23 protein-coding genes and 2 pseudogenes are annotated in these 24,010 nt (G+C 61.8%); 9 read left to right on the top strand and 16 right to left on the bottom strand.

Annotated elements, in window-relative coordinates; translation table 11 throughout:
* Both HT585_RS27175 and HT585_RS31910 read left to right on the top strand, forming a co-directional pair.
* Positions 1 to 144: pseudogene (locus HT585_RS27175) on the top strand (IS30 family transposase); the annotation flags it as partial.
* A gap of 105 nt (positions 145 to 249) precedes the next feature.
* A pseudogene (locus tag HT585_RS31910) lies at positions 250 to 529 on the top strand (helix-turn-helix domain-containing protein); the annotation flags it as partial.
* A gap of 168 nt (positions 530 to 697) precedes the next feature.
* On the opposite strand, the gene HT585_RS27180 reads toward HT585_RS31910, so the two are convergent.
* From HT585_RS27180 to HT585_RS27195, 4 genes are all read right to left on the bottom strand, one after another.
* Positions 698 to 2,458 carry an adenylate/guanylate cyclase domain-containing protein gene (locus HT585_RS27180; RefSeq protein WP_176355921.1) on the bottom strand — a complete coding sequence of 587 codons (1,761 nt, stop codon included), beginning with the start codon at positions 2,456 to 2,458 and terminating at the stop codon, positions 698 to 700.
* A gap of 458 nt (positions 2,459 to 2,916) precedes the next feature.
* On the bottom strand, positions 2,917 to 3,723 hold the full coding sequence (locus HT585_RS27185; protein WP_176355922.1) for an aspartate dehydrogenase: 807 nt from the start codon (positions 3,721 to 3,723) through the stop codon (positions 2,917 to 2,919).
* A gap of 26 nt (positions 3,724 to 3,749) precedes the next feature.
* The gene (locus HT585_RS27190) at positions 3,750 to 4,292 is read right to left on the bottom strand and encodes a 3-hydroxyanthranilate 3,4-dioxygenase (RefSeq protein WP_077502360.1); all 543 of its coding nucleotides are present in this window, start codon (positions 4,290 to 4,292) and stop codon (positions 3,750 to 3,752) included.
* 20 nt (positions 4,293 to 4,312) lie between these two features.
* Positions 4,313 to 5,269, bottom strand: a complete 957-nt coding sequence (locus HT585_RS27195; protein WP_176355923.1) for a dihydrodipicolinate synthase family protein — start codon at positions 5,267 to 5,269, stop codon at positions 4,313 to 4,315.
* A 142-nt stretch (positions 5,270 to 5,411) separates the two neighbouring features.
* Between HT585_RS27195 and HT585_RS27200 the strand changes: the two genes are divergently transcribed.
* Complete coding sequence (locus HT585_RS27200) at positions 5,412 to 6,317, top strand: LysR family transcriptional regulator (protein ID WP_176355924.1); 906 nt, start codon at positions 5,412 to 5,414, stop codon at positions 6,315 to 6,317.
* A 78-nt stretch (positions 6,318 to 6,395) separates the two neighbouring features.
* Here the strand turns inward: HT585_RS27200 and HT585_RS27205 are convergent, their stop codons facing one another.
* From HT585_RS27205 to HT585_RS27225, 5 genes are all read right to left on the bottom strand, one after another.
* Positions 6,396 to 7,826 carry an NAD-dependent succinate-semialdehyde dehydrogenase gene (locus HT585_RS27205; protein WP_176355925.1) on the bottom strand — a complete coding sequence of 477 codons (1,431 nt, stop codon included), beginning with the start codon at positions 7,824 to 7,826 and terminating at the stop codon, positions 6,396 to 6,398.
* A gap of 197 nt (positions 7,827 to 8,023) precedes the next feature.
* The gene (gene kynU / locus HT585_RS27210; protein ID WP_176355926.1) at positions 8,024 to 9,265 is read right to left on the bottom strand and encodes a kynureninase; all 1,242 of its coding nucleotides are present in this window, start codon (positions 9,263 to 9,265) and stop codon (positions 8,024 to 8,026) included.
* Between the two features lie 13 nt (positions 9,266 to 9,278).
* A complete protein-coding gene (locus HT585_RS27215; RefSeq protein WP_176355927.1) occupies positions 9,279 to 10,202 on the bottom strand; it encodes an ABC transporter permease in 924 nt (307 codons plus the stop codon).
* A gap of 7 nt (positions 10,203 to 10,209) precedes the next feature.
* Positions 10,210 to 10,989: an ABC transporter ATP-binding protein gene (locus HT585_RS27220; protein WP_176355928.1), complete on the bottom strand. Its 780-nt coding sequence runs from the start codon at positions 10,987 to 10,989 to the stop codon at positions 10,210 to 10,212.
* A 136-nt stretch (positions 10,990 to 11,125) separates the two neighbouring features.
* The gene (locus HT585_RS27225) at positions 11,126 to 12,112 is read right to left on the bottom strand and encodes an ABC transporter substrate-binding protein (protein ID WP_176355929.1); all 987 of its coding nucleotides are present in this window, start codon (positions 12,110 to 12,112) and stop codon (positions 11,126 to 11,128) included.
* A 168-nt stretch (positions 12,113 to 12,280) separates the two neighbouring features.
* Here HT585_RS27225 and HT585_RS27230 point away from each other — a divergent pair, with 168 nt between their 5' ends.
* The 3 genes from HT585_RS27230 to HT585_RS27240 all read left to right on the top strand — a co-directional run bounded on the left by HT585_RS27230 (position 12,281) and on the right by HT585_RS27240 (position 16,256).
* Complete coding sequence (locus HT585_RS27230) at positions 12,281 to 13,066, top strand: GntR family transcriptional regulator (protein WP_176355930.1); 786 nt, start codon at positions 12,281 to 12,283, stop codon at positions 13,064 to 13,066.
* Between the two features lie 231 nt (positions 13,067 to 13,297).
* Complete coding sequence (locus HT585_RS27235; protein ID WP_176355931.1) at positions 13,298 to 15,034, top strand: LVIVD repeat-containing protein; 1,737 nt, start codon at positions 13,298 to 13,300, stop codon at positions 15,032 to 15,034.
* Positions 15,035 to 15,182: 148 nt separating this feature from the next.
* Complete coding sequence (locus HT585_RS27240; RefSeq protein ID WP_176355932.1) at positions 15,183 to 16,256, top strand: porin; 1,074 nt, start codon at positions 15,183 to 15,185, stop codon at positions 16,254 to 16,256.
* Positions 16,257 to 16,400: 144 nt separating this feature from the next.
* On the opposite strand, the gene HT585_RS32300 is transcribed toward HT585_RS27240, so the two are convergent.
* Entirely contained in the window at positions 16,401 to 16,544 is a 144-nt protein-coding gene (locus tag HT585_RS32300; protein ID WP_425513794.1) for a caspase family protein, read from the bottom strand.
* Positions 16,545 to 16,551: 7 nt separating this feature from the next.
* The gene (locus tag HT585_RS32305) at positions 16,552 to 16,749 is read right to left on the bottom strand and encodes a caspase family protein (protein ID WP_425513795.1); all 198 of its coding nucleotides are present in this window, start codon (positions 16,747 to 16,749) and stop codon (positions 16,552 to 16,554) included.
* 577 nt (positions 16,750 to 17,326) lie between these two features.
* Between HT585_RS32305 and HT585_RS27250 the strand changes: the two genes are divergently transcribed.
* Positions 17,327 to 17,635, top strand: coding sequence for a hypothetical protein (locus HT585_RS27250; protein ID WP_176355934.1), 309 nt, complete (start codon positions 17,327 to 17,329; stop codon positions 17,633 to 17,635).
* 373 nt (positions 17,636 to 18,008) lie between these two features.
* Here the strand turns inward: HT585_RS27250 and HT585_RS31615 are convergent, their stop codons facing one another.
* Together HT585_RS31615 and HT585_RS27260 are read right to left on the bottom strand one after the other, a co-directional pair.
* The gene (locus tag HT585_RS31615) at positions 18,009 to 18,524 is read right to left on the bottom strand and encodes a two-partner secretion domain-containing protein (protein ID WP_210270587.1); all 516 of its coding nucleotides are present in this window, start codon (positions 18,522 to 18,524) and stop codon (positions 18,009 to 18,011) included.
* An 11-nt stretch (positions 18,525 to 18,535) separates the two neighbouring features.
* A complete protein-coding gene (locus HT585_RS27260) occupies positions 18,536 to 20,053 on the bottom strand; it encodes a ShlB/FhaC/HecB family hemolysin secretion/activation protein (protein ID WP_176355935.1) in 1,518 nt (505 codons plus the stop codon).
* Here HT585_RS27260 and HT585_RS27265 point away from each other — a divergent pair.
* Together HT585_RS27265 and HT585_RS32310 are read left to right on the top strand one after the other, a co-directional pair.
* Entirely contained in the window at positions 20,039 to 20,230 is a 192-nt protein-coding gene (locus HT585_RS27265) for a hypothetical protein (protein ID WP_176355936.1), read from the top strand. The genes HT585_RS27260 and HT585_RS27265 overlap by 15 nt on opposite strands.
* A gap of 157 nt (positions 20,231 to 20,387) precedes the next feature.
* Positions 20,388 to 20,684 carry a hypothetical protein gene (locus tag HT585_RS32310; protein WP_425513793.1) on the top strand — a complete coding sequence of 99 codons (297 nt, stop codon included), beginning with the start codon at positions 20,388 to 20,390 and terminating at the stop codon, positions 20,682 to 20,684.
* Between the two features lie 34 nt (positions 20,685 to 20,718).
* On the opposite strand, the gene HT585_RS27275 is transcribed toward HT585_RS32310, so the two are convergent.
* Genes HT585_RS27275 through HT585_RS27285 form a run of 3 tightly spaced genes read right to left on the bottom strand, consistent with a single transcriptional unit; the run spans position 20,719 to position 23,975 of the window.
* A complete protein-coding gene (locus tag HT585_RS27275; RefSeq protein WP_176355937.1) occupies positions 20,719 to 21,648 on the bottom strand; it encodes an electron transfer flavoprotein subunit alpha/FixB family protein in 930 nt (309 codons plus the stop codon).
* Between the two features lie 23 nt (positions 21,649 to 21,671).
* Positions 21,672 to 22,421 carry an electron transfer flavoprotein subunit beta/FixA family protein gene (locus HT585_RS27280; protein ID WP_176355938.1) on the bottom strand — a complete coding sequence of 250 codons (750 nt, stop codon included), beginning with the start codon at positions 22,419 to 22,421 and terminating at the stop codon, positions 21,672 to 21,674.
* A gap of 9 nt (positions 22,422 to 22,430) precedes the next feature.
* Positions 22,431 to 23,975 (bottom strand): ABC transporter substrate-binding protein, encoded by a 1,545-nt coding sequence (locus HT585_RS27285; RefSeq protein ID WP_176355939.1) that lies wholly within the window; start codon positions 23,973 to 23,975, stop codon positions 22,431 to 22,433.
* Positions 23,976 to 24,010: the final 35 nt, after the last annotated feature.

The raw sequence follows: 24,010 nt of genomic DNA on the forward strand, positions 1-24,010 counted from the left end.
GTTGATCCGCTTTCGATCACCGACGGTGAACTGAAGGACATTTGCGATCGGCTCAACTCGACACCGCGGAAGTGCTTGGGCTACCGAACGCCCGCGGAAGTCTTCCGCAAGAAACTGCTCGCGCAAATGCGACGTGTCGGTTAGCGTTGCACGCGCAAGTCGCAGTTCGCCATGAACTCACAGGGGTGCATTCTATTTCCGAGTAAGAAATGCCAATAATTTCAATGGTTTCCCCGTGGGAATTTTGGGATGCCTCACCGTTATTCGCAGCTGAATCTGGTTGATCGGCGCCGCCTCTTCCACTTTGTCAAACGCAAATCTGCCGAGCAACGAAATGGCACGCCAACTCGACCGTCATCGGTCGACGATCTATCGTGAGATCTGGTGCAACGCCTTTCACGATCGCGAGCACCCCGACCATAGCGGCTACTTCGCAACGGTTGCCGACGATATCCGCAAAGAGCGGCGGCAGCGTTTGAGGACGCTTGTGCGGCAACCGCAATTGCGCGAACTGGCGATCGAGCAGCTGCTCGTCATCTCAACAAACAGCCGAGAAAGTGTCTCGACCATAGGACGCCAGCCGAAGTGTTCATGGCACATATGCAAGAATGCTGCTGCCCCCTACCCTCGAAACCGGCATGATGCAATTGGGTCAGGTGGCCCAAGGTTGTCCAAAACAGCTCCCTTAGAACGCTAATCATCGCTCAGGCAATCCTGCTTGCCGCAAGCCCTCGGCCATCTCATCCTGCCAATGAGGTATATTTTGAAACCAGGGCAGCGCTCTATACCACTCGATGGTAAAGCCAGGCTCGGCCGCCAATAGCTTCTGGGCGGCCCATCGGGCGGTTTTCAAGTCGCCGCTTATCGCCGACCAGGCTGCGAGGTGGCGATAGCACCAGCTCACGTCGGGATAGGTGTTGACGACCTCTTGGGCTATCGCGATTGCTTCTGAATGAGACCCTTCCATGGCCAAGGAAAAGGCCATCCCCAATCTCATGTTGAACGTAAGCGGATCTCTTGGGCTCAGAGTCATCGCCCGCTGAAAATGTTCAGTTGCGCGGGTGGCTTCGTCCTTGTAGATCGCAAGCCAGCCCAGGCGCGCCCATGCCCAGGCGTTGTTCGGATCGAGCGCAAGCGCCTTTTCTATAAGCGTGGTCGCGCGCTCCTGGTCGCCGCAGATGCTCATTGCCGCGCCGGCGGCAGTCAACGCGGTTGGATCATCGCTGATCGATCCAGCAGCCTCAACCGCTGCGCGCGCGTTTTCGAGCTCGCGCTCCGGTTCTTCTGTCCACAAGTATGAGGCGTTTGAGGCATGGCACCACGCCAAAAGTGCATGCGCGCGGCCATAAGGCGGATCGACGGCGATCGCTTGCCGAAGCAGTTCGATCGCCTTGTTGTTGGTGTCTTTGCGCCGCCCCCAAAGGTTCGGATAGGCGCGCATGACGAGATCATACGCCCGTAGGCTGGTCGGCGGCTTGCGTTTGGCCAATTCGATCTCGGCATCGCGAATGGCCGGATGGATGGCGCCCGCCACCTGCGCGGCGATCCGATCCTGAAACTCGAACATATCTTCGATCGCGCCCTCGCAACGATCGGACCAGCACTGGGTCCTCGTCTCCGCATCGACCAGTTGCACGGAAATCCGCAGTCGGTCGCCGCCCCGGCGAACGGTGCCTTCAACGACATAATTGACGCCGAGTTCCCTGCCGACTTCACGGACATCGACGAAGCGTCCCTTGTAGGTGAATGCGGACTGTCGCGCGATGACAAAGAAGTTCCGTATACGCGAGAGCGCGGCGGTGATCTCCTCGACAACGCCGTCCACGAAGTACTCGTCGCTCAGACTGCTGAGGTTGTCGAAGGGCATAACGACGATCGATGGCTGGTCTTTGCCATTGCGGGCAAGGGGCGCCGCATACGCAACATTACCGCCGACAGACTTCTCCTGCTGCCAGTCGACACCAAAGATCAAAACTGGCCGAGGGATGTTCTTCAAGCTCCGCTCGCCGAGGTTGATCAGCGCGAACGGTACCTTGCCGTCGAGATGTTCGCGCACCGACGCGGTAATGCAGATGCCCGACGGAGCGGCCATCTCCTGCACGCGGGCGGCGATGTTAACGCCGTCGCCGAGCAGATCGCCTCCAGCAACAACCACGTCACCCAGATTGACGCCAATACGGAACTCCAAGCGGCGATCGGGTGGAATATCTCCTGAGAGACTGAAAAGATGGCGCTGGATTTCTACTGAGCACCGGACGGCCTGAACCGCGCTTGAGAACTCGGCGACAAAGCCGTCGCCTGCACTACCGAAGATGCGGCCGCCATGCTTGCTGACCAATTCGTCGATCCCGCCGCGACATTGATCGAGTATCCGAACCGTTCCCTCCTCGTCGAGCGCGGCGAGGCGGCTGAATCCAGCAACGTCGGCCGAAAGGATGGCGGCAAGCTTTCGATCCACAGCAGTGACGTCTCCAGCGGACTTGATTTTGCTGAGTTCAGGCTCGCCGCAGTTTCCCACATCTACGCATTTTTGTCGCCAGCGAGATTGGACGAAAAATGGCGACAGTTCCTATATCGCGTCGCGCCGGCTCTCCGCTGGCGCTTGACCGCAACTGGTCTTTTGACACGCCGGCTGGTGGTGGAAACCGCAAAGGCCTTACGTCGGCGCCACCTCGAGACTGCCCGTTGGCATGGGGCAGACCTAGATGCCGCCGGGTGCTGGCTCATAGTGGCAGGTCCGGTGCGGTGGTCCCGGCAACGGCTACGATAGTGCAAGACGTGTGTGACGTGATGGATCAGACGAACGGCACCTCTGTTCCCGTTGGGTTGTGAGAAGTTGATTATCCTCCGCCACGTTTCGGTGCTACTGCGGCCAGACCAAGCCGGTCGGACAATGGGCCCAGTGTATACCGCCGTTTAGAGGACGAGCGCGTTGGTCCTGTTCTCGATAAGGCGAACGAGGTTCAGCGCCGTCATCTCGGAGGATTTCGGATTGGTGGCGAGCGGGCGGTTCTGAAGGCGGATTTCCAGCGTGCCAAAGGGGCCACAGGCGCGAATGCTGTGCATGTTCTCCACGGCTTTGGGATCGGCGACGAGGCGCACGCGGGTCCGATGCATGCCGATACCGGCAAGTGAGGTGGTCGCCGCCACATTGGCATTTTGAGGAAAGGCCGTTGCCGCCTCGGCCGCCGACCCCTCGAAGAAGGCTTCCGCTTCCTGCAGTTCTGTCAGGCGACAGCACTGCTCGGCCGGCGTCCCGAGCCAGGCCCTCGCAGGCTTGGTGATGACGTGCTCGACGCTGTCTAGCCCCAAGCGCGACGCCGCCGAGAGGGCGTCGATGCCGCCGAGCGCGCCCGGCGGAATGATCAGCTTGCGACCACTCCGCTGCGCCAGTTCGACGAGTTCGTCGAGCACGGCGACATCCACCAGGGCCGAGGTGGAGGAAACGGCGAAATCCATGCCCGCAGTCAGTGCGGCACGGGCGAAGGGCAGCACACTTTCGCGGCTTGCGGCCTCGACGACCAATGTCGCCCCGGTCGCAGCCAACGCCTCGGGGCTCGCCAGATGAACCGCCCCTTCCGGCATGGTCCCCTCGACTTCCTTCGGATCACGCACCGCGATCCCGACGATACGAGCACTCGCGCCCCGCGCCCTTAGAAGTGCTGCGACCCGCTGGCCGATGGCGCCCCAGCCGACGAGGCATATGGCTTCGACTGTCGACATAACGGTTCCCCTGTCTTGCTGCCGGTTCAGAGCGTCACCCAGCCCTCGGGCGGGGTCTTGCCGGGGTGCACGGTGCCGCATTTCGGGCACGTGCGCAGCTTCTCGTCCGCGTAGAAAGCCTGGTAGATCGGCGGCAGATCGTCGACGATGGATTCGAGATCCACCTCGGCACGATGAACCAGTTCCGTGCATTCGAAGCAGTACCATTCGACCGCGTCGAGCAGGCCTTCGGGGCGTGTTGGCTCGATGACCAGGCCGATCGAGCCTTCCATCGGGCGTTGCGGCGAATGGCGCACGTGCGGCGGCAGCAGGAAGATGTCGCCCTCTCGGATCGGCACGTCGTAGAAGTCCTTGCCGTCATAGAGCTTCAGCACCATGTCGCCCTTGAGCTGGTAGAAGAACTCCTCGACGGGATCGTCGTGATAGTCGGTGCGCTTGTTGGGGCCGCCGACGATGGTCACCATCAGATCGGCATCCTTCCAGATCTGCTGGTTGCCGACCGGCGGCTTCAGCAGGTGCTTGTGCTCGTCGATCCACTTCTGCAGGTTGAAGGCTTTCAGCTTGGTCATGGTTTTCCTCCCTCTCCCGTTTAACCCAAATTCAGGCCGCACTCTTCAAAGGCGGCTCGGGTCAGTCTCTTTTCCTCGTCCGTCAGTTGCAGCAGCGGACGGCGAACTGCGCCGCCCACCTGGCCGAGCAATTCCTGCCAGTACTTCTGGTGCGCATGGGGCTTTTCCGCCGGCTTGGTCTTGCGGAAGGCGTCGCGCACGCCTTGCAGGCTCGCGCTGACGGTGCGTGCTTCCTCGGCTTTTCCGGCGAAGGCAAGTGCTGTGTATTCGGCCATCCGGCGGTCTGCCTTGCTCTGGAGCGTGTAGGGCGGCGACGAGCAGAGATAAAGCTGCCAGCCCAGCTCCAGCACGTTATCCAGCCACTCCTCCTCCGAAGCGGTCGAGACGAGGATGCGGTCGCCGGCAAGTGCCGTCAGTTTCTTGTAAAGGTCGCGCGGCACGGAATATTTGATGGCCACCACCGTCTCGATATCGGCGAGCCGGTTGCACAGTTCCGGGCTCATCAGGTAGCCGCTGTCGGGATGCGACCACAGCGCCATGCCGATATCCACCTTGGAGGCGATGGTCTCGTAATAGCGCAGCAGCGTCTCGTCCTGCTGCTTGAAGAAATGCAGGATCGGCGCATGCACGACGATGTAGTCGGCGCCGCAGGCCTGCGCATGGCGGGCAAGATCGATCACCACGTCCATGTTCTGATCCGAACAGGACATGATTGTCTGCGCCCGGCCGCCGGCAGCATTCACCGAGAGATCGAACATGCGCTTGCGCTCGTCGACCGACATGGAGAAGAACTCGCCCTGCTTGCCGGCGATAAAGAGGCCGTCGATGCCGAGGTCGGAAATCCAATGCTCGACATTCCGACGGTAGCCCTCTTCGTCGATGGCGCCATCGGCCGTAAACGGCGTGTTCGCCGCCGCCCAGATGCCGCGCATCGTGGCGCGGGAATGAGCCTTTGCATCTTTACGCTGGTATTTCATGACGCTCCCTGTGGCATGTCCGTCCGGCGGCGCGTGAAGCAGGCCGCCAAGTCTCTGTTGCCGCCATTTAGCGCGGGAAAATCTTATTCATAAAGATACATAGTTCGTATATATTCATGCTGAAATCAGTATGGATGACCCGATGCTCAATCTCCGTCAGATCAAATGTTTCCAAGCCGTGGTCGAACTCGGCAACTTCTCCCGCGCCGCCGAACGATTGCGCACCAGCCAGGCCGGCATCTCGCATGCGATCCGCGACCTCGAGGCTCTGCTCGGCGCACGGCTCTTCGACCGCACGACCCGACGCGTCGAACTGACCGAAGCCGGCCGCATTTTTGCCGCCGGAGCGTTGCCGGGACTGGCGGAAATCGAGCGCGCCGTCGATGCGGTGCACGACCTAGGGCAGTTGAGGACCGGCCTCGTGCGCATCGCCGCCCCGCCCTTCCTCGGCGCGACGGTGCTGCCGCGCCTGTTGCAGGAAGTCGCCGCGGCCCACCCGAACCTCAAGCTGAGGATCGAGGACGTGGTGACAGACCTGATCGCCCCGCGGGTGCGCAGCGGCCTTTGTGACCTCGGCGTCGGCACCTTCGCCAGCGACGAGGACGGCCTTGAGATACAACGCGTCCTGCGTGACCAGCTGATGGTTTTCGCGCCCGAGGGCCATGCCATCTGCACGAAGGCGGAAGTGGCCTGGTCCGCGCTCGCCGATCAGCCGATCATCACACTGACACGCGAAAGCAACATCCGCCTTTTGACCGAAGTCGGTTTCGAAAGCGCCGGAGTGCCGCTGCGTCCTTCCCTGGAAGTGCACCAGATCAACACCGCCCTTTCCCTCGTCGAGCGCGAGGCGGGTCTTGCCATCCTGCCGACCTATGCCTTTACCGGCCTGAACGGCCGGAAGATTTCTGCCCGGCCCTTGGTCGAGCCGTCCATTGCCCGGGATGTTGCCGTCATCACCGCGCGCGAGCGCACGCCCTCCCCCGCGACGCTCGCCGTCCGCACCGTGCTGCGCAAGGTGCTGCGCGATATGATCCCGGTGATCGGCTGACGAAACGCAAGGAGGCCGAAACCGTCACGATAACGGTTCCGGCCTCGGCTTCGCACGGTTGCCGCGCGTCAGACGCGCTTAGGCGATGCGCAGCGAGACATTCTTCACCACGGTATAGTGATGCAGGCCTTCTGCGCCACCCTCACGGCCAAGGCCGCTTTCCTTGACACCGCCGAACGGCGTTTCGGCGACGGAGGCCTCCAACGTGTTGATCGAAAGGTTGCCGGCCTCGATGCCCTGCATGAGGCGATCGACATTGGCCATCGAGTTCGTGAAGCCATAGGCGGCCAGACCAAAGGGAAGCGCGTTCGCTTTCGAGAGAGCCTCTTCCACCGAGGCAACCGGATTGATCAGCGCGAGCGGGCCGAATGGCTCTTCGGAAAGCGCGCGGGCATCATCCGGCAAGTCGCCAATCGCCGTCGGTGCGAAGAAGTAGCCCTTGCGATCGAGGCGCCCCCCACCGCACAGAACGCGCGCGCCCTTGGAGCGGGCATCGTCCACAAGCTCCTCAAGGGCCGCAATGCGGCGGTCGTTGGCGACCGGTCCCATTTGGGTCGAGGCATCGAGGCCATCGCCAACCTTGATGGACTGCGCTTTTTCCACGAAGGATGCGACAAAGCGGTCGTACAGCGCCTCGTGGACGAAGAACCGCGTCGGCGAGGTGCAGACCTGGCCGGAATTGCGATATTTGCGGGTCGCACAGGCAATGCCGGCGGCCACGGGATCGGCATCCTCGCAGACGATCACGGGCGCATGCCCGCCAAGCTCCATCAGCGCCGGCTTCATGACCTGCGAAGCGAGCGTCGTCAGGTGCTTTCCGACAGCAGTCGAGCCGGTGAAGGCGACCATGCGGATGCGGTCCTGCGGGATGAGATATTCTGAGATTTCGGCAGGATGGCCGAAGACGAGGTTTAGGACCCCGGCCGGCAGGCCTGCATCTTGGAATGCGCGGGCGATGTGCACGACACCCGTTGGTGTCTCCTCGGAGGCTTTCATGACGATCGAGCAGCCGGCGGCAAGCGCCCCACCAATCTTGCGGGCGGGTTGGCTCATCGGGAAGTTCCACGGCGAAAAGGCCGCGACCGGGCCGATCGGCTCATGCAGCACGATGTAGCGGATCCCCGGAGCGCTCGGGATGACCCGGCCATAGAGGCGCACGCATTCGCCCGCGTCCCATTCGAAAAACTCGCAACCGCGGATGACCTCCATCCGTGCCTCGGAGAGCGGCTTGCCGTTTTCCAGCGTGATCGCGCGGGCGATCTCTTCGGAGCGTTCGCGCAGCAGTTGGGCTGCTTTCAGGATGATGGCCGCGCGCGCTGCGGGCGATGTCCGGCTCCAGACCTGAAAACCCTGCCAGGCCGCATCGGTCGCATCGGCGAGATCCGTTTCGCGGGCGACTGCGACCTTGCCGATGATATCTTCATTGGCGGGGTTGATGACGGCAAGCGTGTCGGAAGTCGCCCTCCACTTACCGCCGATATAGAGCTGAGCATGCGTTTCCTGTGCCATGAGATTGCCTTTTCGCCATTCCTTGGAAGGCTGAGCCTCCCTGTCCAGCAATGGATGCAATGAGTGGTCTGATATAACAATCCGTATAGGTTGAATGAATTGATATCGAGATGTGATAAGTCTTCGGCCAGGAGCAAACGCGAAAAGGCGCTCTCCCGGCCGGGAAAGCGCCTTTTCATCCTCGTGTATGTTGGCGATCAGGTCACGGCGCTGCGCACCGCATGGCGGGAATCGCGCCACGCGCCGGTCTCCATCACGTCATGCAGCACGTCCACGGCGTTCCAGACATCCGTGAAGCTCGTATAGAGCGGCGTGAAGCCGAAGCGGATGGTGGCAGGCGCGCGGAAATCACCGATCACACCGCGCTCGATCAGGGCCTGCATGATTTCATAGGCCCCCTCGTGTTCAAAGGAGACCTGGCTGCCGCGCACAGTGCCATCCCTCGGCCCGACCAATTTCAAGCCATGCGCGCCGCAACGCGCCTCGACGAGCTTGATGAAGAGATCGGTGAGCGCGATGCTCTTGCTGCGGATAGCCGTCATGTCCACCTCGTCCCACAGATCGAGGGCTGCCGACAGCGCGCGCAGCGACAGGATCGGCTGCGTGCCGGAGAGGAAGCGCAAGATGCCCGCACCGCCGTCGTAACTGCGTTCGAAGCCGAACGGGCGGGCATGGCCCCACCAACCACTGAGCGGTTGGCTTGCCTTCTCCTGATGGCGCTTGGCCACGTAAATGAAGGCCGGCGCGCCGGGGCCGCCGTTGAGGTACTTGTAGGTGCAGCCGACGGCGAAATCGACGTTGCAACGGTCAAGCTCGACCGGCAGCGCGCCGGCGGAATGGCAGAGGTCCCAGACGACGAGCGCACCGGCGGCGTGGGCCTGCCTGGTCAGCGCCTCCATGTCCCGCAGCGCGCCGGTTTTGTAGTTGACATGGTTGACGAGCACCACGGCAACGGTTTCGTCGATCAGGTCTTCGATCCGGGGGGCATCGACGCCTTCCAGTCGCATGACCGTGCCGGGACGCGTCGCGATCACGCCTTCGGCCATGTAGAGGTCGGTCGGGAAGCTCCCGCCTTCCGCCACGATCACATGGCGTCCCGTATTGAGGCCAAGGGCCGCATGCAGCGCCTTGTAGACGTTTGCGGAGGTATGGTCGGTCACGGCCGTCTGGCCGGGCGCTGCTCCGATAAGGCGGCCGACGCGGTCGCCGAGCGTCAGCGGCAGGGCAAACCAGCCGGCCTTGTTCCAGCTGCGGATAAGGTCCTGGCCCCATTCGCGCTTCGCGGCCTTTTCGATCTCGGCATAAGAGGCGTGCAGAGCCGCGCCGAGCGAATTGCCGTCCAGATAGGTGACGCCCTCGGGCAAATCAAAGCGGCTCTTGAAGCCTGCAAGCGGGTCGTCGCGGTCCAGCGCCTCGACGGCATGGATATCGATCTTCATAGAGGCAGTCCTTCTATTCACGAATGGCTTCGCGGGCCGGCATGGGGCCGCGGCTACGCTTGAGGGTCGGCAGGGCCAGCATGGCGAGCACGAAGAGACCGGTCGCGAGCTTAAGGTCGGTCGGCGGCATTCCGGCTGCAAGGCACAGAGAGACAAGCTGGTAGTAGACGATGGCACCGACGAAAGGCGCCGCGAGCTGGCGGCGGATGGTCTGCTTGCCGACGATAGCTTCGCCGATCATCAGGGCGGCGAGACCATTGATCAGGGTGCCGATCCCCATGTTGACGTCGGCGAAACCCTGCGATTGCACCATCAGAGCGCCACTGGTCGCCGAGAAGGCGCCGGCAAGACCAACCCCACCGATGGTGGCCGCCCAGATGCTGATGCCCTGCGCTTCCGCCATATCCGGGTTGGAGCCGACGGCGCGCATGGCCGTGCCGCGTTCGGTCCGGAAGTAGAGGTTCAGCAGGCAATAAACGGCCAAACCGAGCAGACCCGCGACGACGATCTTGCTGACCGGGAAGCCCGGCTCGAGGAAGGGTACGCCATCAAAAATGGTTGGCGTGCCATAGACCGAGAGGTTGGATTTGCCCATGAGTCGCAGATTGATGCTGTAGAGCATGGTCATCATAAGGATGCCGGCCAAGAGTGTATGGATGCGGAAGCGCAGATGCACGAATGCCGTGCAGCTGCCCGCCAGGAAGCCTGCGGCCATCGCCACGAGAATGGCAAGCCAGCCCGGCGCGCCGCCGGCGAGCGACAGTGCACAGACGCAGCCGCCGAGCGGGAATGCGCCCTCGCTGGTCAAATCCGGAAAGTTCAGCGTGCGGAATGGCAGCATGATGCCGAGCACAATGAAGGAAAGGATAAGGCTTTGCGCCAGCGTGACCGGCACGAGGGCGATGAAGTTCGAAATTATCGTAGAAACTGTTTCCATGTCCGTCTCAACTTGCCAGCAGCATGCGGTCGGTCTTCATGCCGAAGTGACCGATGAGTTTCGGGATCGTGACCTCGGCCTTTTCCGCGCCGGTGATTTCGAGACGGATCGCACCGGCGTCGAGCATCACCACGCTATGGCCGAAATCGACAGCGTGCTGCATGTTGTGCGTCACCATCAGCGTGGTGAGATTGAAGGCCTCGACGGCGCGCACCGTCGCCTGCATGACGATGTCAGCCGTGCGAGGATCAAGCGCGGCGGTATGCTCGTCGAGAAGCAGGAGATCCGGCTGGTCACACGTCGCCATGATCAGAGAAAGCGATTGCCGCTGGCCGCCGGAAAGCAGCTCGACACGCGTGTCCAGTCGGTTCTCCAGCCCAAGGTTCAGCGCGGCGAGGCGGTCGCGGTAGCTGGCGACCCGCTTGGCGTTGAGGCCACGGCTGAGGCCGAGCTTCTTTCCGCGCAATTCGGCGAGCAGCATGTTCTCCGCTACCGTCATCGAGGCGGCGGTGCCTTTCATCGGATCCTGGAACACACGGGCGACGCGGCTTGCGCGCTTGTGCACCGGCAGCGCCGTGACATCGTTTCCGTTGATCAGGATCTTGCCGGAATCGAGCATCAGTGCGCCGGAGATGGCGTTGAGCATGCTGCTCTTGCCGGCGCCGTTCGAGCCGATGACGATGGCGAAGTTGCCGGAAGGGAGCGTTAGGCTGAGATCGTTGAGGGCGATCTTCTCGTCGGGCTGTCCCTTGTAGAAGACCTTACGTGCAGATCGGATTTCGAGCATCCGTTCCTCCTCTGGGCAATTCCAGCAACGACGTCTGAGCGCCTTGCATTCGGAATTGTGAATAAGACTAAAGGGCAGAGCGCTGTTGGCGCCCAGGCGGACGGTGTTGCGTACACCGTCCGCTGATGACGTCAGGTCACTCGACGATGCAGTTGCAGTCGGCGAGCGCAGCCGGGATTTCGATGCCGAAGGCGGCCATTGCCTTCTTCGAGATCAGCGCCTGGTGATCTTCGACAGCAGGGCGTACCGGGGCGATGGACTTCGGGTCCTTGCCCTTCAAAACCTCAGCTGCGATCTTGCCGGCATTCTCGCCGACCTGCTCGTAGTTGACGGCGAAGCTTGCCGGCACGAAGCCTTCGAGCACTGCGGTATCGACGGCGTTGACGACGGGGATGCCCGACTGACGCGCGGCCGACGCGACGGCGGCGATGGCCGGCTGGATCATGTTGGAGGTCGGACCGTAGATGACGTCCACCTTGCCGGCGAGCGAGGTGATGCGCTGCTGGATGTCATTGAGATTGTCGACGCCGACTTCGACGACTTCAAAGCCCTGTTCCGGTGCTATCCTGCGAACGGTTTCCAGCAGCGCGACGTCATTGGCCTCGCCCGGATTGTAGGGAAGACCGATGCGCTTGGCGTTCGGCAGCAGCTTTTTGGTGAAAGCGAGAACCGCAGCCATGTCCTGGCTGTCGGTCGCACCGGTGATACCATCGTCACCGCTCTCAGCGGACGGAACCAGCTTGGCAGCGACCGGATCAGTCACGGCCGTGAAAATGACCGGAATGCCGGAGCCGGCGAGCGCCTTCTTGGCAATCTGCGAAACCGGCGTGGTGACCGTGTAGACGAGCTTCGGTTGTTCGGCCTGCAGCTTCGCGATCATCTGCGGCACGAGCGAAGCGTCGAAATTGGTGTGGCTCTCCGTGTAGATGACGTCCTTGCCTTCGACGAAGCCGTTTTCCGCGAGAGCCTTCTTGAAGCCGGCGATTGCGGCATTGAGCGGCGGATGTTCGCCGAAGTTGCCGATGCCGATGCGGATCGGATCGGCGGCGGCCGAGCCAGTCGCGGCGAGCATCAGGCCGACGGCCATCAGGCTTGTGATAAGTTTCGATTTCGTGGTCGCCATGTGTTCCTCCTCCAGCTGTCGCAATGACAGCACGACAGGGAGGAGGAAGCGCAGCCGCGCGGCAAAGTCAACGAGATAGTATACAATTATGGTGATTTGCGATTATCATATACTTTTCTCGAATATATCACCGCCACGCATCGAGGTGGCATTTCCTGGGGAGTGCAAGTGAGCGAAGAGCAAGAGAACGGCACAAAGACAGAGGCCGCCTACCGGATTTTGCGGACTGAGATCCTCATGACCCGGCTGCAGCCGGGGGCGCCATTACGGGTTGATCTCCTCAGCAAGACCTACGATGTCGGGCGGACGCCGCTGCGCGAGGCTCTTTCACGGCTGGAGGCGGAGCGCCTGGTCGTGGCGATCTCCAATCGCGGCTTCACAGTCGCGCCCGTATCGCGGGCCGAGCTGGAGGATCTGACCAAGGCACGCGCCGTCGTCGAAATCCCGTTGCTGCTGGAAGCCATGGAGCGCGGCGGTCCCGAGTGGGAATCGGCAATCGTCACGGCGCATTACCGCCTGTCGCGCTGCAAGACGATTGTCGAGGATTCCTCCGACCTTGCCGTTGATTCCTGGATGGAGCGGCACGAGGCTTTTCACGCCGCCCTGCTTAGTGCGGCGCAATCGAGCTGGTTGATGCGCTTCCGCTCCACCATTTCTGACCAGCTCCAGCGCCATTACCGCTTTCTGGCCTTCGCCCCGGCGCTGCGCGCGGCGGCGGGTGAGACCGCCGGGTACGAGGCGGCGATGGCTGCGCTGCACAAGGCGCAGTCGATCGGTCCGCATACGGATCTGATGGAGGCGGTGCTCGACCGCAACGCCGAGCGCGCCCGTCTGCTGATGGACGAGCATTTCGGCTATCCGCTGGAAGTCTACGCCGTCGAGGAAGGGGAAGCGGCAGCCCTTGCAGCCCGCAAGAACGGAGCGCGGACGCGTACTCATAAGAAATCCGCATGAATTAATGCTGATTAACGCGATTGTTATGGGGAAAGCGACTCTGTTTCATATCGCCTAGCAAACGGGAGCGGCGTGATTTCTGCGGGCATGAGGAAGCCTGCGCAATCCACTGACACAACAAAGGAATTCGAAACGCGTCGCCGTTAGGTGTTCGCCGTCGTCCTCCGTTTGCCTTGCGCCGCTGCCGGTCTCGGACGCGGGCATTCACCGATATTGCAGGAGGAGACGAACATGCCGAAAAGGCTGATTATCACATGCTCGATTTTGTGTCTGGCGGCGGGCTCTGCCCTTGGCGCCGGCTGGGAAAAGGAAGTGCCGACGGAGATCAACATCCAGGATCCCCACCTCAAGCGCTGGTCGGAGCTGACCTATGACAAGCAGCCCCCAGCGCTGACGCCTGGCAAGGATTACGGCATGGACCCGGCAACAGGAAAGTTCAACGCGCCGCGCGCCACCGCACTCGGCGCGTCGCCGAACTTCCCGGGCCAGCTCGACCATTGGGACGACAAGACCTACAAGAGCAATGTCGAGGAAATCGCCTTCTACCCGCATATCACGTCGCCGTGGCATGCCTGGCCCGACGTCGCGGATTTCGGCGGCAAGCGCTACATGTACCTGCATGACCGCGATTACATGCGGGTGCTCGACATCACGGACCCGGCCAAGGCCGAAGTCGTCTATTCCAAGGGCGGCGTCTGGGGACCGGAAGGATCCAGCGAGGACTGGGACGCCAAGACGGTACAGGACTATTTCGGCGGCATGACGATCGCCTGGAGCGAGAAGCTCCAGAAGAACGTCGTCGTTGCCTCCTACGAGATCGGTCGCTTCGGCATCCTCGACAACAAGCGCACGCAGCCTGACATCGTCGAGACGCTGCGCCAGTACAATTCGCTCAAGGGCTTCAAGGTCTACGAGATGAACGGCCCGCTGCCGAGCGACTGGAAGCTGATCGCCACCCGCACGACCGACATCAAGAACCCGGACGCGCCTGTTGGCAAGCAGCAGGGCACCGGGTCGCTCGACGCTCCCGCCTGGTTCGGCGGCAAGTACATGTATCTTTCGGCGGCGCCCGATGACAGCTACGCCTTGACCGAGTATCCGGACTACCTGCACTCGCCGGGATACCAGGCCTGGGACATGACGGACCCGGCCAATCCTCTTTTCGTGAGCCAGGTCACCGTTCCCGGGCAGGTGGTCGGCGACAAGGAAAGCGAAGACACCTACCTGATGAACCCGCGCGCCGGCAACCGCACGTCCTGGATGGGTTCGCGCATGCCTCTGTTCCTGCCGAAGCCCGTCGAAAAGGGTGGAACGATCGGATTCGGCGCCATGGGCGGTCTTGGCTTCTACACTTTCGACCTCACCAAACCCGGCACGCCGAAAATGCTCGGCCATCTGAGCATTCCACCGAGTTTTGCCGGCACTGAATTCGACAATGCCGATACCAGCCAGTACGAGCGCACCGGCTATGTCTTTGCCAACGGCTATCCGATGAACTCCAACTGCTACGAGCCCTACAAGGACGTGCTGGTCATCGACGCCAAGGATCCGAAGGACCCGAAGGTGGTCGCCACCTTCCCGCGCCCGACCCCGCCGGCAGAAGCGGAGTTCACGGACTATTGCCAGCGGCGCGGCAGCTTCGGTCCGAAGCGGTCCGGCACGACCCATCAGCCGGGCCACGGGCGCGACGGCATCTTGCCCTATGCCTTCTACAATGCCGGCCTTCAGATCTTCGACGTCAGGGATCCGAAGGACCCGAAGATCGCCGGCTACTACGTCCCGCGCTTCCCCAAGCCTGAGGAAATGCCTGACTACACCTATGAAAACGCCAGCTTCGCGGTCTTCACGGAGTATGACCGCAACATCATCTGGCTGATCAGCATCGATGGTATCCGCGCCCTGAAGACGCCTCTCCTTGGTGAACCGAAGACCGGCCTGACTGGCGAAGTCTGGCCGCCGCGCGGATAACGCCTTCCAGGGCCGGCATCGCAACCGACGCCGGCCCTTCCTCGCCCATTCCATCCACCCCCAATCAGGATCTGCTTGTCACGCGTGCCGTGGACGGAGCCGGCGAAGCTTTTCCTGCTTTCCAAACCAACGAGAGAACCAACTCGACATGAACAAGCAAACCAGTGCGACGTCACCTCTCTTGCTGAAAGGTGCGGCTGCAGCGCTCTGCGTGATGACCGGCATACAACCGGCAATGGCCTCGGAAGCGGAACCCGTCGAATATCTCCGCGTCTGTGATGCCTATGGCAACGGATTCTTCTACGTTCCGGGAACCGAAACCTGCCTGAAGATCAGTGGCTATCTCCGCCACGAGGTTGCTGCGGGCGACGATGTCTACTGGGGCGGCTCGCTCGATGGCATGCCTGGCAAGGCGCGCGCCACGCTTCGCTTCGACGCCCGCAACGAAACCGAGTTTGGTACGCTGCGCTCCTATGTGGAGACTCGTTTCGAGCACAAGGCATCAGGGGAACGCACATACATTTCGGAAGCGCTCATCGAGATTGCCGGCTTCTCGGTCGGCATTGCCGATTCCCTCTTTGCGAACTGGACCTGGGGTGCCGGCAACGTCATCTACGACGACGTCATCTACTACTCCGGCGACCGCACGATGCAGGCGAGCTACACCCATGACTTCGGAGGCGGCTTCTCAGCCATGGTCGGCGCCGAGGAAGGCAACGGTTCTTGGGAGCTGGCGACGGTGGATGCCTCAGGCGTGGCAAGCCGTGAGTGGTTTGACCTGCGGGCCGACAGCATTCCGCATCTCCTCGGCGGCGTCAAATACGAGCAGGACTGGGGCGTGCTCTTCGGCATGGCTGCCTACGACACCCGCTACGATGCCTGGGCCCTCAAGGCGCGCGTCAATCTCGAGGTCACCGACGCGCTCTCGTTGTTCGTCATGGCCGGCTACCAGTCCAACCCCAGCCAGCCGAACTATTACGGTAGCTGGTATGGCGATTGGGCGATGTGGGGCGGCTTTTCCTTGGAGGTCAGCGAGAAGGCAACCGTGAACACCCAGATCGACTTCGAGGAAGATGGCACTTGGAACGCGGCACTCAACGTTTCCTACGAGGTTGCGCCGGGCTTCAAGATTACGCCGGAGCTTGACTACACCGCCTTCCGCGGCTTCCGCGGACACGAAGACGCCTTTGGCGGCGTCGTACGCTTCCAGAGAAATTTCTAAACACGCACAATCGTCGGCGGCGACATCGCCGTCGACGATTGTCTGTGCTCGACCAACGAGCGCGACGAATGATGTGGTTGAAATCCGCACAACGATGCCGGCGCTCCGCTTCAGCCATGGCTGCATCGCCAATCTTTTTCATTTTCATCGAAACCATCGGGCGTCGACCGGGACCATGTCGTTGTCCCCGTTTACCTGCTGGTCGTGTCCGGCATAGAAAAAGAGTGCGACGTCATCGCCTTCGAGTTTGCGTACAAACTCCCGGATCGACCGTGGCATTCCCGCCAGGTCGAGGTCACGCCTCCGTCACAACCACGAACCTCAGCCCTGTCAACTTGGACGCCATCTCACTGGCGTCATTCTGAGGGTCCGCAAGCTGTGGCGCGTGCTGGTAAGCCGAGTTTCCGATGACCAGCGCGATGCGTCTTTCGGCCCATGCGGACGAGCTTAGAAAGAAAAAGCAGAGCGCAAGGGCCACACGAAGGTAATACATAGGAGCCAGCCCCACCGACCATGCTCCCGTGTCGAAATCCACGTTTGACAGGCACACCTCCGATGGTCGCCGTCAGCGCATGGCACCAGCCCAAGAGACTGCAGTCAGGTTGAATACGGATGATCCTCCACGCGCGCGGTCAACCAAGGCGGAAAGCGCTCGAGGTTGAGGAGACCCGTCGGATGTTGTCCCATAGTCCGACTGTCAGTGAGGGTGCGAAGAGGTGATGTGGCGAGGAATTCGGCCATCCCGAAATAGATCGTCGCCCATGAAGTGCGGTTGTCCATTCTGTGGGGACGTCGATAGCTGACTTGCCGGATGCCGGCTGGCGAGGGCCTGATCGACCGGCCCAACGCGGACGTTCCCTCCGGCTTGATACCCGCAGAATAACGATGAAATCGTCGTCGACGCTGTGAAACCCGCCCGCCTCAGACCGGAATTCATAGCCGATGACATGCTTGCCATAGCGCCATGCGCTTTCATGAACGACTGATTTCCCCGAAGATCGACGCAGCGAGAATGGCAGGTCTCGGCAAATACGAGGCAGCGCCAACAACTCCAGATCTTGAGGAACACAGTGAGCGATCATCAGGCAGTCGAATTTTATTCCAGTCTTCGCAAGGATGGAGATGCGCTGGCCCGTCTGGCAGCTGCTGCAAACGAGGCCGAACTGATCGAGCTAATCCTTGATGAAGCGCAAGGCCGCAATCTGAAGTTGGATGCCAAACAGGTCAAGGCTGGTCTTGCCGATCTCGGCAGCCTGATTGGCAACGCCACCAGAGGCGAGGAGCTTCAGGACTTCGAGCTGGAACTGGTTTCGGGCGGTATCGAGTCGGCCCGGGAACAGTGGGAGCGCGCCAAAATGGCGAACGGCGCTTGCCGGTGAACTTCGCGGGGTCCATGCCTTGAAACGAATTGAACGTATTCCAGCGTGAAATGGCGCCCGGTGACAGGACATCGACGAACGTCTGGCCTGGACCGGGCAGCAGCAATGGCTGCGGTTCGCCCGTCTCGGATCGACCTCACGGCTGACATCTGGACTCACCGCGCACCTCCATAGCCCGTCTCCGGGGGCGGCATTGAGAACCTCGGCCTGCCTGCAGGCTGCCGAAACCGAACGCCCTCGCAATCCATGGCGATCGGCGTGGCTCCTCGGTGGCTTTCGGCGGCATTCCCGTTGATCCTGAGAAGGTGTTGGTCACATGCCACCTGCCTTCCGCAAGACCCATTTCGCCCGACGACCTGCCGGTTTGGCGATCTCAAAGATGCAACAGGCTGCAAGGGCGAACGTGACAGCAGTGACCACCAGACCCATCTCCTCCGTCATGTTCGGCCTTGTTGCCGGCATAGACGGCCTCGGGACCAGTGTTGCCTTCGCAGCGCTCGTCTTCTCCGGCAACCTTGCCGCTGGCTTCGGAGCCGGCGTCAGCGTCATGCTTTTGAGCTGCGTGATCCTCGCGATCTACGTGTCGCTGCGCAGCCGTCTTTCCACCAGCGTCGCACAGGTCGACGCCTATCACGCGGTTGAGAGCAACGGAGGAAGACGAAGGTTGTTGAAAGACCACCGAATTGGCGCTGCTGATCGAGAAGCTGTTCCAGTTCGTGACCAGCCGATCGCTTGTCTGATGGACGGTGAGCGTCGAACCTTGCGTGGAAATACTCCCGGAGCCGGAAACGACAGTGCCCCCGGTGGGCAGGTCGCCGGCCAATACGGTTGTCGAAAGCGCCGTGCTGCCGACGAGCGCCATCATCACGCTGGAATAACGTTTGCCCATGCTCGTTCCTCCTAAAAGCTGAGATGGCCCGATAGCCAAAGTTGATTGCGGCCTGTCTTGCCGTCTACATTGGTGCCGTTCGCATTTCGCCCTGGATTGTCACCGAGGCCCATGCCCCAACCGGCCGTCAGCGAAAGGTTCTCGCGCTGCCAGTCGACAGTGAGGCCGGCGGCAAACAGCGCGTATTCGTTCTTCCTAGTGGCGGTGGAGAGCGTAACGCCCTCAGGGCGCGCATTGATCTTTACATAACCGCTGTCAAAGAAACCGCCCAATTGAAGTTGGCCCCAGTCCTCTGGCACGGCCAGATCGTGGCGCAGCTCCAGCGTTCCTATCGCGCCTATGTCGGCAGACGCCTCACCGACGGGCCAGCCGCGGACCCCATAGGGGCCGCCGAGCGCTATTTCCTCGGACGATTCAAGGTTGGTCGAGGCCCACTGCCCGCTCACACGTGCAAGCAATGTCCAACGGTCCGCGAGGCTCTGCTGCCGCTCGAGACGTGCATTGAGGCGAGCAAACCCACCTTCCGTCTGGAGGCCCGCCGCATCCGCGGCGGCCGAGCTCTCGACGCGCGACAGATCGAGGACGCCGTAGGTGGCATCCAATCCCCAGGTCGTTGCCCCACCGAAATCCCTTTGGACGCCGCTGAGGGACAGCGTGCCCGTGAGAAGGCGCTTGTCATCGAGTTCACCCGCGGCAGAACCGTTTCGCAGCGCCTTCCCCGTTACCGCCCCTCCGACGCTGACGTCCGTGACCCGGTCGCGAACCAGGGGATGAGTGAGGCCGACAACGAGCTGATGCCCGTCTCCATCAAGGCCTGCGGCACGGCCCGTATCGGTCACGTCGTGATAGGTCAGGTAGCTGTAGGCACCATTGAAGAAGGTTCCTGCCGTACCGATCGGAGCGCTCGCCGAAAAGCGGCCATAGACCAGGCCTTGCGAAGTGACGTTCTGAAGCCCGAACTGCTCGCCGTAGCCCCAAGGATCGGTAAAATTGAAAAGGACATTGCCTTCGGCCCTGCCGGTGCTTGCGGAACCAAAGTTGTCCGCCCACACCTGCCCCGAGAACATCGGTCCCTCTTCAATGCCGATCGAGACCTTCGAGGTGCCAGGGTTGTCTCCAGCTTCCACGCTCGCCCGTACCTTCAAGCCGGGCAGACTGTTCATCTGCAGCAACGCCGCCTCGAGCTGCTGCTCCGTCATTGATGAACGGTCGTTGAGATAGCGCTGTTCGATACCGCGCAAGACCTCCTCCCTCACCCGCACCGAACCGACCCGTACGAGGCCCACGTCCTCGACCCGGGCTTCCATGAGGGTGATCTCGACGACACCTTCGGTCACGTCCTGCGGCGGCAGAAACGCCCGTGCAAACAGATGCCCCTTGGTTTGAGCGAGCCGTGTTACCTCAATGGCAAGATTGCGCAGACCAGCAAGGTCAAGGGCCTTTCCGGCTACGCTCTCGACAAGCCGTACGCGTTCATTCGAGGTCAAGAGATCGGTCTTGCCGGAAAAGATCAGGTGGGTGACCTTCACCGTTACCCCTCCCGGCTCGGTGCGCTGCAGGTCGGTGCGCGTGTCGTCGACTTCTGCTGGACGCGCCGCGGGGAGAGGCCGGACCGATTGGAGCTCTCGATCGCGCAGGAGCGCCCCGGCGTCCTGTGCAAACGCCGGGACACCAAACAAGGCGGCAATTGCAAGGCCAAGGAGTAAGACGCGCGACACAGGTCAGACCTTTCGGAAGGGGATGCTGACCATCCGCTGACACGGAGTTGGCGCGCGCGGCAATCCACCCGTTCGGCATTCATAGTTCTTGACGAAGAATCATAGTTTGCTGGCGCCGTGATGATGCGAGGCCGGTCTGCCTCGTATGAGAGATCATCTTCCGGTGCGCCCGGACCCACGGCGCCTGCCGGATTCGGTGTCACCGGCGAGGCGACCTTGCGCGAGGAGAGGCACAAGGCCGCCCAATTCCCGCTGCGTCAACGTCGCGCTGATATCGGCTGCTGCGATCACCCTGCTCGTCGGGCTCATTCGTGACTGGACGGGAAGTTTTGACGCCGCCGCCATCCTGTTCGTGGCGCTCGGCTTCGGCGCGGCAACCATGGGCCTTGGCGCCGGGCGCGCGCTGCATGTCGGCGCGCGAACGATCAGGATCGACGGCTGAACCTCATCGTTCAGCCGTCGCTTCTGAAGTCTGTTCAGGAAGCCCGCTCCATCTCCGGCAGGGCTTCGAAGAGGTCGGCAACGAGGCCGTAGTCGGCGACCTGGAAGATCGGTGCCTCCTCGTCCTTGTTGATGGCGACGATGACCTTACTGTCCTTCATGCCGGCCAGGTGCTGGATCGCACCGGAGATGCCGCAGGCGATGTAGAGATCGGGCGCGACCACCTTGCCGGTCTGGCCGACCTGCCAGTCGTTCGGGGCGTAGCCGGCGTCGACCGCGGCGCGCGATGCGCCGACGGCAGCACCGAGCTTGTCGGCAACCGGCAGGATGACCTCCTGGAACTTCTCCGCCGAGCCGAGTGCACGGCCGCCCGAGATGATGATCTTGGCAGACGTCAGTTCCGGACGATCCGACGACGACAGCGCGTCGGCAACGAAGGTCGACAGACCCGGATTGGCAACAGCCGCAATCGTTTCGACCGAGGCAGAGCCGCCTTCGGAGGCCGAGGCGAACGAGGCGGTGCGCACGGTGATGACCTTCTTGGCCTCCGTCGTCTGCACCGTCTGGATGGCGTTGCCGGCATAGATCGGACGTTTGAAGGTGTCGGAAGAGACAACTTCGGTGATTTCCGAGACCTGGACGACGTCGAGAAGGGCGGCAACCCGCGGCAGCACGTTTTTGCCGACCGAGGTGGCGGCGGCAAGGATGGTGTCGTAATTGCCGGCCAGCGAAACGATGAGGGCTGCCAAGGGCTCGGCCAGATTGTTGGCAAGGCTTGTGTCCTCGGCCACCAGCACCTTGGCAACGCCGGAAAGCTTGGCGGCCTGGTCGGCGGCCGCCTTGGCGCCGGCACCGGCGACCAGCACATGCACGTCGCCGCCAATCTTGGTGGCCGCCGTCAGCGTCTTTGCGGTCTGGTCGGAAAGGTGGCTGCCGTCGTGATCAGCCAGAAGCAGAATAGCCATGATGAAATCTCCCTTTCCTGAACTTACAATACGCCGGCTTCGACTTTAAGCTTCTCGACCAGCTCGGCCACCGACTTGACCTTGATGCCGGCCTTGCGGCCTTCCGGCTCCTCGGTCTTCAGCACCTTCAGCCGTGCCGTGGTGTCGACGCCGAAATCGGCAGGGGTGTGTCTGTCGAGCGGCTTCTTCTTCGCCTTCATGATGTTGGGAAGCGAGGCATAACGCGGCTCGTTCAGGCGCAGGTCGGTGGTGACCACGGCCGGCAGCTTGATGTCGATCGTCTGCAGGCCGCCGTCGACTTCGCGCGTCACCGTCGCCTTGCCGTCTGATATCTCGACCTTGGAGGCAAAGGTGCCCTGGGCCCAGCCAAGCAAGGCCGACAGCATCTGGCCGGTCTGGTTTGAATCGTCGTCGATCGCCTGCTTGCCGACGATGATCAGCCCAGGCTGTTCGACTTCTGCCACACCCTTGACGATCTTGGCGACAGCCAGCGGCTCGACCTGGTCTTCGGTCTCGACCAGGATCGCCCGGTCGGCGCCCATGGCGAGAGCGGTGCGCAACGTCTCTTCGGCCTTGGCCGGACCCACCGATACGACCACGACCTCGTCGGCCTTGCCGGCTTCCTTCAGCCGCAGCGCCTCTTCCACCGAGATCTCGTCGAACGGGTTCATCGACATCTTCACATTCGCCAGCTCGACGCCCGAGCCATCCGCCTTCACCCGGATCTTGACGTTGTAGTCAACCACCCGCTTAACCGTCACAAGTATTTTCATGGCAGCTCCTTACGCCTTTTCGAACCGGGGAATGTCGATGTAGCCATCCGCCAGCAGGAAAGGCTTGATGCCTTGTTGCGCCACGGCGGCGAAGGTCTCGTGCGTCAGGAAAACGAAGCCCCCCGACTGTTCCATAAGGTCCTGCATCTTCTGGTACATGGTGTTGCGTTTGGCCTGATTCGGCTCGGCCATAGCCTGCAGATAAAGATTTTCGAAGTCCGGGCTGTCAAACTGCGACCAGTTGAGCTGGCCGATCTGCGAGGGGCGGAACCAGGCGAGGTTTTCTGCCGGGTCGACGCCTCCAGCGAAATTCATCAGCACCATCTCAAGCGTATTGCCGCCGTCGGGCGCCTTGTCGCCAAGGGTCCAGAAGACTGCATCGTCGACGGCATTGATCTCCACGTTCACTCCGATGACGCTGAGCAGCGCCTGCACGATCTGGCAGGTCAAGAGGCTTGTCTTGTCGTTCAGCGCCGAAAGCGTGATGCTGAGATCGGAAACGCCAGCCTCCTCCAGCAACGCTTGCGCCTTTTCCATATCCGGTGCGTAAAGGATCGCCTCGCGATGGCCGATCATGCCGGGTGGGACGACGCCGGTCGCCGGTTGGGCCAGATCGGAATAGGAGCCGGCCATGATTTGGCTGACGTCGATTGCATGCTGGATCGCCCGGCGCACCCGCTCGTCGGCAAACTTCGGGTTTGTCAGGTTGAGGCTCAACCAGATCAGCCGGCTGCCGTTCATCTCTATGAGTTCGGTTCCTTCCGGCAGTCTGTCGCGATAGGTCGCCAGTGTGTTGAGGCTGACCTTGGTGTAGGAGACTGCCTTCGCCTCGTAGGCGAGCGCTGCAGCCTCGTCGTCGAGCACGATTTCGAACTTCACTGCAGGGAATGCCGGCTGCGGACCTTTCCAGGCCGGGTTGAGCTTAAGGAGCAGCGACTGCTTCGGCACCCAGCTGTCAATGACGTATGGCCCGGCCGTTGCCGGCGGTTCCGTCGTGAATTTTCCGCCAACCTTTTCGACGGCCTTCCGGCTGACGATATGGCCCATGTAGTAGGGGAGCGTCGTCACCCAGAACGGAACGGATGGCGTCTTCAGGCGGATGATCGCTGTACGCTCGCCTGTGACCTCGACCGTCTCCATCGTGTCGAAGGCATAGGCCCAGGGAGAATTGTTGGCGGGCGTCGCAACACGTTCGAAAGAATATTTGACGTCCTCGGCGGTTACCGGCCCGAAACCGTCAGTCCATTCCAGCCAGTCGTGCAACTCGAATTCGATTTCCGTCGGCGACTTCTGCACAAGGCTTTTGGCGGCATAGGTCTGCCAGCCGGGCGTCGCACGCACGTCGTTCAGGCGAATGAGCGAGGGATAGATGCACCGACCGATCTCTTCCTCCAGCGACCCGTTCTGGAAAGCGGGGTCGAGGATCTGGATATCCGTGCCGCCGCGCACGACAAGTGTGTCGCCATCGATGGCATAGGAAAGGCTTGGCCTGAGCATCAGCGCCCCTGCGGCGGCGGCCGATGCCGCCAGGAATTGTCGTCTGTTCATGGACATCTGAATTCTCCCTCCTCAGATGGTGGCTCGATATG

Source organism: Ensifer oleiphilus (genome assembly GCF_013371465.1).
GTDB classification, from domain to species: domain Bacteria; phylum Pseudomonadota; class Alphaproteobacteria; order Rhizobiales; family Rhizobiaceae; genus Ensifer; species Ensifer oleiphilus.